The organism is Granulicella rosea, from assembly GCF_900188085.1.
GTDB lineage: Bacteria > Acidobacteriota > Terriglobia > Terriglobales > Acidobacteriaceae > Edaphobacter > Edaphobacter rosea.
Window position 1 is genome coordinate 1 of sequence record NZ_FZOU01000004.1, and the last position, 13397, is coordinate 13397.

At 68.0% G+C, this 13397-nt stretch carries 6 protein-coding genes; 1 reads left to right on the forward strand and 5 read right to left on the reverse strand.

Annotated features, from left to right (window positions below):
• Positions 1–91 precede the first annotated feature (91 nt).
• The 3 genes from CHB87_RS11885 to CHB87_RS22270 all read right to left on the reverse strand — a co-directional run bounded on the left by CHB87_RS11885 (position 92) and on the right by CHB87_RS22270 (position 8802).
• The gene (locus CHB87_RS11885; RefSeq protein WP_142988318.1) at positions 92–295 is read right to left on the reverse strand and encodes a hypothetical protein; all 204 of its coding nucleotides are present in this window, start codon (positions 293–295) and stop codon (positions 92–94) included.
• A 26-nt stretch (positions 296–321) separates the two neighbouring features.
• Positions 322–2223 (reverse strand): glycoside hydrolase family 88 protein, encoded by a 1902-nt coding sequence (locus CHB87_RS11890; RefSeq protein WP_245817957.1) that lies wholly within the window; start codon positions 2221–2223, stop codon positions 322–324.
• Positions 2224–2715: 492 nt separating this feature from the next.
• On the reverse strand, positions 2716–8802 hold the full coding sequence (locus CHB87_RS22270) for a DNRLRE domain-containing protein (protein ID WP_089408680.1): 6087 nt from the start codon (positions 8800–8802) through the stop codon (positions 2716–2718).
• Positions 8803–9050: 248 nt separating this feature from the next.
• Here CHB87_RS22270 and pgm point away from each other — a divergent pair, with 248 nt between their 5' ends.
• A complete protein-coding gene (gene pgm, locus CHB87_RS11900) occupies positions 9051–10685 on the forward strand; it encodes a phosphoglucomutase (alpha-D-glucose-1,6-bisphosphate-dependent) (protein WP_089408681.1) in 1635 nt (544 codons plus the stop codon).
• A gap of 67 nt (positions 10686–10752) precedes the next feature.
• Here pgm and CHB87_RS11905 read toward each other — a convergent pair whose 3' ends face one another.
• Positions 10753–11865, reverse strand: a complete 1113-nt coding sequence (locus CHB87_RS11905) for a glycosyltransferase (RefSeq protein WP_089408682.1) — start codon at positions 11863–11865, stop codon at positions 10753–10755.
• Between the two features lie 2 nt (positions 11866–11867).
• Positions 11868–13361, reverse strand: coding sequence for a sugar transferase (locus CHB87_RS11910; protein WP_089408683.1), 1494 nt, complete (start codon positions 13359–13361; stop codon positions 11868–11870).
• Positions 13362–13397 lie beyond the last annotated feature (36 nt).

Sequence of the window (13397 nt, forward strand, 5' to 3'; positions counted from 1 at the left end):
CATCAGAAATGTCCCACAAACAACACCAGGTAGCCAAAATCGGTCAGAATCTTGCCGCGACCGATCCGCTGGATACTTGTTCAGAGAATCCCTAAAGCGTATCGCCCGCACCCTTGGCGAGCATCCCCAGCAAACCCGCGACGGCAGCCAGGGTTAGCCCGCCAAGCTCAGCCAGCAGCCGATCCACTCCAAGAAACTCGTGGAGCGCGCGGCCTCCCCAGAAAAAAGAAAGCCCCGCAATCACAAGCAGCAACGAGCCTATCCCCTGCAGTAAGAACTTCATAGCCGGTCGCATGTAGGCCTCCACCATCCGAGCCTCCGCTACTTCGCCGTCTTCAGCGCCCACTCCACCAGATCCACCGTGGTCGAATAAGTGTCGTAGGCCACCGGCAGCCGCCGCCCATCGTTGTACTCGTTGTAAAGCCACGGATCGGGGATCGCCAGCACCGTCCCCTTGCCGACCTTCGCGACGGCGATCAGCGTATCGCCTTTGTCGGTGTAAACCGGCTTCGCCGGGCCGCTGGTCGTGATGGTGCAGATCTCCTTCATGTACGCATTATGCGCATGCGCGAAGACGCCCGTCGTCGCCGGAATCTCGAGCGCGCCCATGTCGAACTCGTCGCCCGTCACCAGATTGCGGTCGACCGGGTTGAAGTGGATGCCGAACCTGTCGCTCAATGTGTTGAAGTGCTCGAACTCCGTGTTGTTCTTGTCGTTCATCATCAGGATCAGCACGCCGCCCTGCTTCACCCACGCCTCGATCGCGTCGCCGGCCTGCTTGTCCATGTAGTTCGGCGTCGGGTTCTTGCTCGGAATATCGGGCGAGACGATGAAGTAAATCTGCCCCTTCGACAGCTCCGCCAGCGTCGGCTTCGCCTTCACCTCGGCCAGCTTTGCGCCGTACTTCTCAAACACATGCCCGACCAGCGAGAAGCCGTTGTTCGAGTCGTCGTCCCACTTGTAGTGAAAGCGCTCCGTCTGCCCGGCGGCGTTCAGGTGCGTCTGCGAGTTGAAGTAGCCGTCCATCAGCACGGTCTTGTTCCGGTCCAGCGCCTCGGTCTTCGCCTGCTCCATCTCCGACCCAGCCAGCAGAAACACGCCCACGCCCTTGGCATCGTTATCCCCCACCGGCTCGTGGATGTAGTAGTCGTACGTGCCTGACCGGTACGGCTTGCCGCCCAGCCCGCTGACCTTCACCGTGCCCGAAAGCACGACGTTGCCATCCGCGCCCACCTTGAAGAACTCCTTCTGAATCCCCGCCCAGCCGCGCACCGCGTTGGCCTCCAGGCTCTGCGGCAGGTATCCCTTGCGCACGCCCTTGGCCAGCGCATAGACGAACATCGACGACGCCGACTGCTCGCGGTAGTTGCCCTTCTGGCCGCCCTTGTTCGCCACCTGCCACCACAGGCCGGTCTCCTTATCCTGCAGGTTGGCGACCTGCGCCATCGTGCGCTTCAGCGCGTCGATCACCGCGGGCCGCTGCGGATGGTCGAGCGGAATCCAGTCCAACGTATCGACCAGCGCGACCGTGTACCAACCCATCGCGCGGCCCCATACCTCGGGCGAAAGTCCGGTCGTCTTGTTCGCCCACTCCATCTGCTTCGACTCGTCCCAGCCATGCATCAGCAGGCCCGTCTTCGGGTCGCGCATGTGCTGGTCCATCAGCAGCAGTTGCTTGACGATGTCGTCGAACTCGCCCGGAAGCTGAAATTGCTTCGCATACGCCGCGCGGAACGGCTCCGCCATGAACGCCCCGTCCAGCCACATCTGGTTGGGGTAGATCTCCTTGTGCCAGTAGCCGCCGCTGGCCGTGCGCGGCTGCTGCTCCAGCAACTCGTGCAGCATCTTCGCCGCCTTGTAGTACTTCGCATCCAGCGTCACGCGATAGACCAGCAGCACCGCGCGACCCATCTCGATCTCGTCGAGCGTCTTGCCGGCCTTGAAGCCCTTGATCGAGCCATCCGGCTGGACGAGCTTATCCACCGCCGCCTTGATGTATTTGAAGTCCGCGCCATCGCCGGTCTGCTGCCACTCGGCCGCCATGCCGTCCAGCAGCGTACCCTTCTCGTACGTCCACGCGTCGGGATTCTTGTTGGTCGCGATCGAACCATCCGGCCACTGACGGATCACGGTCGCCGCCATCTGCTGCGCGGGAGAAAGAGTCTTCTGGGCGGATGCTTCCACCACACATGCTGCCATCAGGAACGCCGCCGCCAACCTCATTCGTATCTCCCTTACGCTATCTCGCTTGCCGCAAACCAGCATATCGCGCGAAAGCCACGCCACGCGAGCGATCCGGCGGAAAGCGTCACCTTCCGGCAACCGAGGGCCCAAGCTGTCGGCTGTATCGCTTAGAGCGGATTACCTTCAGGTCTCGAGCAGCAGCCCGCAATGCTTGTCATCCTGAACGAAGTGAAGGACCTGCTTCAGGCTTTTGTCGTTGCCTGTTCATGCTCTAGTCAGAGCGGAAGACAAGCAACAGCAAGAACAAAAGCAGGTCCTTCGGCTACGCTCAGGATGACAGGCATTTGGGGCTGCTCGCCAGCAAAAGGTAATCCGCTCTAGGGAACCTCTGATTAAGATAGGTCCGGGCTTTAGCCCGGACAATAAGCCCCGCAGAGTCAGTGGGGCTTTAGCCCCTGGGATATGGGTTGCGGACTTAATCAGAGCACCCCTAGGACTTACAGCTTTCGAAGAAGCCTTTGCCCGCGGAATCTAGTTACAAGCCAGCGCCGTCCAAACCCCCGCCGAGGTCCCATTCGCTCCGGACACGATCAGGTCCACAAAGCTGCCGGCCGCGATCGGCACGGAACCCGTGCTCGTGCAGCTTCCGCCGCTCGCCGCCGTACAGCTCAGCGCGGTCGCCGCGATGGCGCCCGGCGGCCCGGCGCGCACCGTCACCGTCACCGCATTGCCCTGCTGGGAGAAGACCATCAGCTTCGTCGCCGTGCAGGCCACAGGTAGCCAGGTGATGACCGCGCCGCTCTCGGACGCACTCGCCGCCGACGTATTCACCGAGTAGTACGTCGTGCTGAACGAGACCGGGTGATAGACCGACATGAACGGAATCCCGCTGCCGCCGCCCGCGCCCGTCCCGCCAGTCCCATCCGCGCCGTTGGCGCCCTGCGGAATGGTGAAGTTCAGCACCGCGTTCGCCGCCGTGCCGGAGTTCGTCACACTGGCCGCCGACCCCGCCGCGCCCGTCGTCACCGTACCCACCTGCACACTCGCCGCCGCGCCGGCCGAGCCGGTCGGCCCGGCGGCGCCCGCCGAGGCCAGCACCGTCCACACCGTGGGATTCAGATCTGGCTCGACCGAAGCATTCGCGCCCTGCGCCAGGTAGGTCGACCCGCCATACGTCACCGCATCGTTCGCCGCATACCCCGTGACCGCGACCCACGCGCCGCGAAAGTTGATCCCAGCAGCGCCGGTTGCACCCGCCGGCCCAGCAGGGCCGGCGACACCGGCAGGGCCAGCCGGACCGGGAGCGCCCGAGGCTCCGGTCGCTCCCGCAGGACCAGCCGCCCCGGTTGCGCCTGCAGGACCGGCGACTCCCTGGGCGCCGGCAGCCCCGGTCGCGCCCGTGTCGCCCTGCTGCGCCAGCACCGCCCACTGCGCAGGGCTTGCACTCGGTGTGTTGCCGTGATTCCCCGCGACCAGCGAAAGATAGCTTGAGCCGCCAAACGTAACCGCGTCGTTCAACGCATAGTTCACCGACGAGGCGTACGTCCCCTGGTAGACCAGCCCCGGAGCGCCGTTCGCCCCGGCTGCTCCCGTCGCGCCGGCTGGGCCGGCCGGACCCGCGGCGCCGGTCGCACCCGGAGCGCCATTCGAGCCGTTCGCCCCAGCCGCGCCCGCGGGCCCCACCGCGCCCTGGGCCGCCAGCAGGCTCCACAGGCTCGGCGAGGCGTCCGGCGTATTGCCCGCGTTCCCGTTCGCCAGCGAAAGGTAGCTCGCCCCGCCGTAGCTGACCGCATCGTTTGCCGCGTAGTTCGTCGTCGAGGCATATGCCCCGCGCCAGGTCAGCCCCGTCAGACCGGTCGCGCCCGCCGGACCAGCCGGTCCAACGGGTCCAGCCGGCCCCGCCGCTCCGGTAGCCCCGGTAAGCCCCACCGGACCCGCCGGGCCGGTCGCGCCCGTCGCTCCGGTCTGGCCCGCGTAGCCGGTCGGCCCCTGCAGACCCGTTGCGCCCGTGGGACCGGCGGGCCCAGCCGTGCCCACAGCCGCCAGCACGCCCCAGAACTGCGGCGTCAGGTCGGGCTCGCGGCCGGAGTTTGCCGTCAGCGCAATGTAGCTCGAACCGCCATAACTGACCGCGTCGCCCACCGCGTAGCTCGCATCGGTCGACCAGCCGCCGACGAAGTGTACCGGCGGCCCCTGCGGACCGGTCGCGCCCGTAGCCCCCGCGGCGCCGACCGCGCCCGTAGCTCCAGCCACACCCTGCGGACCCGCCGCGCCGGTCGCGCCCTGCGCCGCCAGCACCGCCCAGGCCGCGCTCTGCCCCGGCGTATTGCCATGGTTCGCGGCAATCAGCGACACATAGCTCGACCCGCCGAAGCTCACCGCGTCCGCAACCCCATAGCTGGCCGTCGGATCATAGGCGCCCAGATAGTTCAGCCCCGCCGCGCCCTGCGGACCCACCGCCCCGGTCGCGCCGGTTGGACCGGCCACGCCCTGCGGCCCCTGCGGTCCGGCAGCACCGGTTGCGCCAGCCGGACCAGCCACACCGGCAACTCCCTGCGCCCCTGCCTGTCCGGCGACGCCCTGCGGCCCCTGATCGCCCTTTTCGCCCTGCGCGCCAGTCGGACCAGTCAAACCCTGAGCCCCGGCAGGCCCCTGCAAACCCTGTGGCCCGGCCACACCCGCCGGCCCCGTCAAGCCAGTCGGCCCCTGCGGACCAGCGACGCCAGCCGGCCCCTGAGGACCAGCCGCGCCGGTCGCGCCCGCTGGCCCCTGCGCCGTCAGCACACCCCACTGCGCCGGGCTGAGCGAAGGCGTATTGCCATGATTCGCGTCCACCAGCGACGCATAGCTCGACCCTTCCCACAGCACCACGTCGCCCAGGGCATAGTTCGTAGTGGACGCATACGGCCCCTGATACACCAACCCCGGAGCGCCCGTCGCGCCGGTGGCGCCAGCCGGGCCAGCCGGGCCAGCAGCTCCCGCGACTCCAGCCGGACCAGCCGGTCCCTGCGCCCCGTTCGCGCCCGCAGGTCCAGCCGCGCCCGCAGCCCCGGCGGCGGCGAAGAGCGACCACGCCTGTGGACTCTGGTCCGGCGTATTGCCATGATTCGACGCGATCAGCGAAACATACCCCGAACCGCCGTACAGAACCCCATCGCCCACACCGTAGTTCGCCGTGGACGCGTACGTCCCCTGGAAGTTCAGCCCGACCGCACCCGCCACGCCCTGCGGACCGGTCGGCCCGGCAACTCCCTGCGGACCAGCCGGTCCGGTCAGCCCCTGCGCGCCAGCCTGCCCGGCGATCCCCTGCGGCCCCGCCGCGCCGGTGTCGCCCTTGGCGCCGGTCGCGCCGGTCAGCCCCTGCGCCCCGGCTGGCCCTTGCGGACCGGCAACGCCCTGCGGACCAGCACTGCCCTGCGGTCCGGTCGGACCAGCCACGCCCGACGCGCCAGTGGCGCCCGTCGCGCCAGCCGGTCCGGCCGGGCCAGCCCCACCCTGAGCCGCCAGCAGGTTCCACTGGGACGGGCTCAGCGAGGGCGTATTCCCGTGGTTCGAACCCGCGAGCGACACGTAGCTTGCGCTCTGCCACGCCACCACATCGCCCAGCGCGTAGTTCGCCGTCGAATCGTATGCTCCCTGATAGACCAGCCCCGGCGACCCCGCCGGACCCACCGCGCCCGCAGCTCCGGCCGGGCCGGTCGCACCCACTGGACCGGCGGGACCGCTTGCGCCGGTCGCGCCCGCAGGTCCCGTCGCGCCGGGAACACCCTGTGCTCCAGCCTGTCCCGCCACACCCTGTGGACCGGCCGCTCCGGTGTCGCCCTTCGCGCCCGCAGGCCCGGTCAGGCCCTGCGCTCCAGCCGGCCCCTGCGGACCGGCAACTCCCTGCGAGCCAGCCGCGCCCACCGGCCCCTGCGGACCGATCGCACCCGCAGCGCCCGCCGGACCGGCAGCGCCCGTTTCGCCCTGCGGTCCAGCCGCGCCCACCCCACCCTGCGCCGCCAGCAAGCCCCACTGCGCAGGGCTCAGCGAAGGCGTGTTGCCATGGTTGCTTGTGACCAGCGACGCATAACTCGCGCCCTCCCAGACCACCACATCGCCCAGCGCATAGTTCGCGGTGGACGCATACGCTCCCTGGTAGACCAGCCCCGCGGCGCCCGTCGCGCCGGTCGCCCCCGCCGGTCCAGCCGGACCCGTCGCGCCCGCAACGCCAGCCGGACCCTCAGGCCCCTGAGCGCCGTTCAGCCCTGCGGGCCCGGCGGCGCCGTTCGCGCCAGCCGATGCAAAGAGCGCCCACGCCTGCGGACTCTGATCCGGCGTATTGCCGTGGTTCGATGCAATCAGCGACACATAGCCCGCACCGCCGTACGAGACTCCATCGCCCACCGCATAGTTCGTCACGGACGAGTACGCGCCCTGAAAGTTCAACCCAACGGCCCCGGTCGCACCCTGCGGCCCAGCCGGGCCAGTCGCGCCCTGCGGACCAGCCACGCCCGCCACCCCTTGCGCCCCGGCCTGCCCAGCGACGCCCTGCGGTCCAGCGGCTCCGGTATCTCCCTTCGGTCCGGCAGCCCCGGTCAACCCCTGTGCGCCAGCCGGACCCTCCGGCCCCTGCACACCCTGCGGCCCCGCGCTTCCCTGCGGTCCAACCGGCCCGGCCACGCCCTGCGGTCCGGCGGCGCCCGTCGCCCCCTGCGCGCCAGTCGCGCCCGCCGGCCCCTGCGCGGTCAGCAGGCCCCACTGCGACGGGCTCAGCGACGGGGTATTGCCGTGGTTGCCCGCGATCAGCGACGCATAGCTCGACCCCTGCCACAGCACCACATCGCCCAGCGCATAGTTCGTCGTCGAAGCATAGCTCCCCTGGTAGACCAGCCCCGGCGTTCCCGCAGCGCCCGTGGCGCCCGTCGGACCAGCCGGTCCGGTAGCGCCCGTCGCCCCCGTGGCTCCCGGCGCTCCGGCAGCGCCCGCAGGACCCGCCGGACCCTGCATTCCAGCCGCGCCGGCCGCCGCGATCAACCCCCACTGCTGCGGACTTTGGTCCGGAGTATTCCCATGATTCGAAGCGATCAGCGACACGTAGCTCGCGCCGTTCCAGGTGACGCCGTCGGCCAGCGCGTAGTTCACGGTCGAAGAGTACGCCCCCTGATAGTTCAGCCCCACCGGCCCCGCCACGCCCTGCGGACCGGCCGGACCGCTCAGCCCCTGCGGCCCCTGCGCGCCCGTCAAACCCTGCGCGCCTGCCTGACCCGCAATGCCCTGCGCGCCCTGGTCGCCCTTCTCTCCCGGCGGCCCGACGGAGCCGGCGGGACCAGCCGCGCCCGTCGCGCCCACAGGTCCCTGGGCGCCGGTCGGGCCAGCCGGACCCTGCGCCGTCAACAAACCCCACTGCGCCGGGCTGAACGACGGCGTATTGCCGTGGTTGCTCGCGATCAGCGACGCATAGCTCGAACCATCCCACAGCACCACGTCGCCCAGAGCATAGTTCGTGGTCGAGGCATAGGTCCCCTGGTAGACCAGCCCCGGAAGCCCCTGACTGCCGTTCACGCCATTCGTTCCCGCCGGTCCCTGAGCCCCCGTCGGCCCCTGCGGTCCAGCCGGACCCTGCGGCCCCGTGGCGCCCGTCGCTCCGGTCGTACCCACACCCGCCGCCGCCAGCACCGCCCACGCGTTCGGAACCAGCCCCGGCGTATTGCCGTGGTTGCTCGCGTAAAGCGAGATCCACGTCGACCCCTGAAAGGTCGCCACGTCGCCCAGAGCATAGTTATGAGTCGAGTCGTAAGGACCGGTGTAGCCCAGCCCAGAAGCCCCGGCTGGTCCCTGGGGCCCTTGCGGTCCAGCCGCGCCCATAGCTCCCGCCGGACCGGCAGGCCCCACCGGACCGGTCGCCCCCGGAGAGCCCGCGGCGCCGGCAGGACCCACCGCCCCCACGGCGCCCGGAAATCCCTGCAGACCTTGCGCTCCCTGTACACCCTGTGGCCCAGCCGGTCCCTGCGCGCCTTGTGGTCCCTGCGAAACGATGCCGATATCGAGCGCCGCCGGATGCGCCGTCAGGTCGTTCTCCTTGCTGTCGATCTGAAACGAGGCGGCAGCGGAAGTCAGCGCCACACCGTTGTTCGTGGCGGGCGAAGCCACCCAGCCCTGCACCAGCGCGGTCACGTCCAGCGTGATAAAGCTGCCCGCCTGCGTGACCGAAAATGTCTGCGCGGGGGTTCCCATATTGGGAATCGTCGCGTACGTCACGCTGTACTCGCCCCACGCGCCGGTCAGTGGCTGAAGCGTCGCCGAGCCCGCCACATCCACCCGGTTGACGTAGATTCGCAGCACGGCGCGCGAGATCTGGCTGGCCGTCGTGCCTGCCGGAAGCATGCCCAGATCGAACTGCAGCAGCCCGGTATACCCCGCGCCGACGGCCACGTTCGAGATCGCTCCGCTGTTCACCGCCGGCCGTGCGCTGTTGACGTGCGCGTCCGCAATCAGCGCGGCTTCGGCGGCATGCGCGCGCGTCGCAAAGAGCAGCAGGAAGATGCCGGCCAGCAGTCCGCTCCACCTCCCGGCAAGGGGATGCGGCGGCCACGGGCGATCGCCCGTTCTGGCGTCTATGGCGGATACTCGAACCAACGGTCACTACTCTGTTTGCGCGTTGCCGGATAGCATATCGCCCACCGGTTTGAGTCTTTGCTGCGGTACAACGAAAGCGTGCGGGGAGTGCTCTCATTTGAGTGCAGAAGCGGGAATTCCGCAAGCAATTTCCGCTTGACGCGCGCCGCCGCCGGTGGCCCGTACGTGGCAGTTCGCAAAGCTCGCGGATGCCTTATAGTTCTTAGGCTGACTAAAAATCTCGTGCACGACGCAAAGGTCCGATCCAAATGCCCAACCAGCCCGGCCAGCACCCTACCCTCGACTCGCTCGTCAACACACCCCGCCTGATCACCGCGTACTACAGCCTGCATCCGGACGCCGCCGTCCCCGCGCAGCGCGTCGCCTTCGGCACCTCCGGCCATCGCGGCAACGCCTTCCACACCTCGTTCAACGACGACCATATCGCCGCCATCACGCAGGCCATCGTCGAGTACCGCAAGGGCCAGGGCATTACCGGACCGATCTTCCTCGCGCAGGATACGCACGCGCTCTCGGACCCCGCCTTCGCCACCGCGCTCGAAGTCCTCGCCGCCAACGAGATCACGACCATGATCGACGTCACGCTCGGCTACACGCCGACGCCCGCGCTCTCGCACGCCATCCTGCAGTACAACGCGGACCGGATCGGCAACCTCGCCGACGGCATCGTGATCACGCCCTCGCACAACCCGCCCGAGGACGGCGGCTTCAAGTACAACCCACCCAACGGCGGCCCGGCCGATACGACCGCCACGAAGTGGATCGAGAACCGCGCGAACGAGCTTGTCGCTGCTGGCCTTACCGGCGTGAAGCGAATCGTCTACGCCAAAGCCCTGAACGCGCCCACCACCCATCGCCACGACTACATCACAGCCTACGTCGACGACCTGCGCAACGTCATCGACTTCGACGTGCTCAAGGGCTCGACGCTCAAGCTGGCGGTCGATCCGCTCGGCGGCGCGGGCGTCCACTACTGGCCGCGCATCGTCGAGCAGTACGGTCTTTCGGTCGAGATCCTGAACCCGTACATCGATCCGACCTTCCGCTTCATGACCTGCGACTGGGACGGCAAGGTTCGAATGGACTGCTCCAGCCCCAACGCCATGGCCTCGATGATCGCCAATAAAGACAAGTTCGACGTCGCCTGGGCCTGCGACACCGACCACGACCGCCACGGCATCGTCACTAAGTCGACCGGCCTGCTGAACCCGAACCACTACCTCGCCGTCTGCATTCAGTACCTCTTCACCAATCGCCCGGAGTGGGGCGCGCAGACCGCCATCGGCAAAACGCTCGTCTCGTCGTCGATCATCGACCGCGTGGCGAAGGGTCTGGGCCGCCCGATGCTCGAAGTGCCGGTCGGCTTCAAGTGGTTCGTCGACGGCCTGATCGACGGCTCGCTTGGCTTCGTGGGCGAAGAGAGCGCCGGCGCGACCTTCCTCCGCCGCAACGGCAAGGTCTGGACGACCGACAAGGACGGCCTGATCCTCGGCCTCGTCGCCGCCGAGATGACCGCGCGCACCGGCAAGGACCCCGGCCAGCTCTACAACGACCTGACCGCCAAGTACGGCAGCCCCGTCTACCAGCGGATCGACGCCGCCGCCACCAAGGAGCAGAAGGCCAAGCTCGGCAAGCTCTCGCCCAGCCAGGTCACGGCAACCGAGTTGGCCGGCGACAAGATCACCGCCATCCTGACCGAGGCGCCCGGCAACCACGCCAGCATCGGCGGCCTGAAGGTCACGACCGACGAAGGCTGGTTCGCCGCCCGACCCAGCGGCACCGAGGACGTCTACAAGATCTACGCCGAGAGCTTCAAGGGCGCCGATCACCTCAAGCGCATCCAGGGCGAGGCGCAGGAGCTGGTCTCGGCCGCGATCGCGTAAGCTCACCCTCTCCACTACGCTTCGTTCTCTCGACCGAAGCGTAGTGGAGAACCCCGCACTTCTGCTTTCAACCCTTCCGCTCCAGAGCCTCATCCACAAACGCCTTCACCCGCGCCCGAAACACAGCCTCGTCATACCCAGCCGCATGCGCCCGGATCGCCGCCGCATCCCACGACATGCCTTCCAACTGCACGATCCCCGCGGCCAGCGACGCAGGCGTCGGCTCGTCGAAGAAGACGCCGTTCAGGCCCGGAACGACCGTCTCCGTCGCGCCGCCGCCGCGAAACGCCACCACCGGACGGCCAGCCGCGTTGACCTCCAGCGGCGTCATCCCGAAGTCCTCTTCTCCGGGAAACAGCAGCGCCCGGCACCGCCGCGCGTGGTCGACGACCACCTCATTCGGCGCGCGGCCCAGGAATTGGATATTGCCATGCCCGGCGGCGAGCGACTCCAGCCGCGCGCGGTCCGGCCCGTCGCCGATAACCACCAGCCGCCGCCCCAGATCGACGCACGCCTGCACGGCCAGGTCGAAGCGCTTATACGGCACCAGCCGCGACAGCAGCAGGTAGAAGTCCTCCGGCGGCGTCTCCGGCGCGCCCGGCGGCGGCGCGAAACGAGCCGTATCGATCGGCGGCGGAATCACCGTCGCCTCCACCCCGAAGGCGTGGCGCAGCCGCTTCGCCACCACCTGCGAGTTGGCGATGTAGACGTCCGGGCGCTTCGCCGCGCGCATCTCCCAGCGCTTCAGCCAGCGCAGCGGCAGGGCGAGCAGCAGATTCTTCCACTGCGAGCCACGCTCGCGCGCCAGATAGTCCTCCGTCCGCCAGACCCACCGCATCGGCGTGTGGCAATAACAAATATGCAGCGCGCCCGGCCCGCGCCGCACGCCCTTCGCATAGCCGAAGCAGCTCGTCACGATCAGGTCGTAGGCGCCCAGGTCCGCATGGTCGACGGCGAACGGATACAGCAGAAAGTAGGCTCGAAAGAGCTTCGCTCGCGCCGGCAGCCGCTGCATCCAGGTCGTCTGAATCTTCAGTTGCTGGAGGTACGGCGTCAGCCGCTCCTCGGCCAGCAGCGTCGTGTGCATCTGGGCGCCGGGCAACGCTTTATGCAGCTCGGTGGCGACCAGCTCCGCACCGCCGGCCTGGCAGAAATTATCGTGAAAGACCGCAATCCTCATCGTCAGGAGGCGCCCCGGCTGGTGAAGACCGCGGGCAGCGTCTTCGCCAGAATCTTCAGGTCGAGCGTCAGCGACCACTCGTCGATGTATTGGAGATCCAGCGCGATCCAGCGATCGAAGTCCGTGTTCGAGCGCCCGCCGATCTGCCAAAGGCACGTCACCCCCGGCTTCACCGAAAACCGCCGCATCAACCACGCCTCGGAGAAGCGGTTCACGTCGCGCAGCGGCAGCGGACGTGGCCCGACGAGCGACATCTCGCCCACAAAGACGTTCCATAATTGCGGCAGCTCGTCGATCGACATCTTGCGGATGAAGTTGCCGATCGGCGTCACGCGCGGGTCGTTCTTGATCTTGAACGCCGGCCCGGAGGTCTCGTTCAGATGTTCGATCGCCGCCTGCCGCGACTCGGCATCCACGCACATGGAGCGGAACTTGTGCATATAGAAGGTCCGCTTGTTCAGCCCGAAGCGCTCCTGGTGGAAGAAGATCGGGCCGCGGCTGGTCAACTTGACCGCGATCGCCGTCGCCAGCATCACCGGCGAAAGCAGGACCAGCCCGATCAGCGACAGGGTAAAGTCGATCACTCGCTTCAGAATCAGCCGCGTATCGGTGTGGACGACGTCCAGCACGAGCCGTCCGCTGTTGGCCCCCGCGCTCGACCGCCGCTTGGTCAGCGAGGTGCCGAAGTAGTCCGTAAAGTATTGACTCTGAATGCCCAGCCGCTGGCAGACCTCGATCGCATAGCCGACCAGTTCGTACTGCGACTTCATCGGCAGCGCGATCAGCACCTCGTCGACGACGGTCCGCATCAGGATGTTTTCAAGGTCGTTCAGCCCGCCGAGGATCATATCCGCCGGCACATAGCCACCCTGCGGCTCGGAGTCCACGAAGCCCGTCAGACGGTAGTCCCACTCGACATTCGCCAGGCACTCCGCATACACCCTGGCCGCGCGCGGGCCGCTGCCGACGATGATGAAGTTGCGCTGCTCGCGAAAACGTGGCCGGAGATAGATGTCGTAAAGCGCGAGCACCACCCGCAGGATCGTCATGAAGAGGAAGCACAGACCCCAGAAGAGCTCGACCGTCCCCCACAGCGGCAGGCCCGACCGGACGGTCAGCAGCACCAGCCCCACCAGCGCCGCGCAGCCGTTCAAACCCAGCAGGCAACGCAGCGCGAAGGCCCACAGCGACCTTACCCGGCGCGGCCCATACACCCCGGACGACCACAGGATCAGCCGCCACGCGCTGAGCGTCACCACCGCGACCAGCACATTGCGCAGCGAGACCCGCAGCTCCAGAAACTCCGTGAAGCTGAGATTGGAAGAGCTATGACGGAAGTACGGCAGCAGGATGATGCCGAAGAAGACCGTGCCCAGGATGATGATGTCGCTTGCCTGGCTGACGATACCCGAAAGCGAGCGAAGCCGTCTGGGCTGCCAGTCATCGCCTGAGAATGGAAGGCGTCTCGCAGGCCTGGATGTCGGATTCTCGCTCACGGGCCCTCTCGGCGCGCTGCAGGGAGTTTGCGGAGA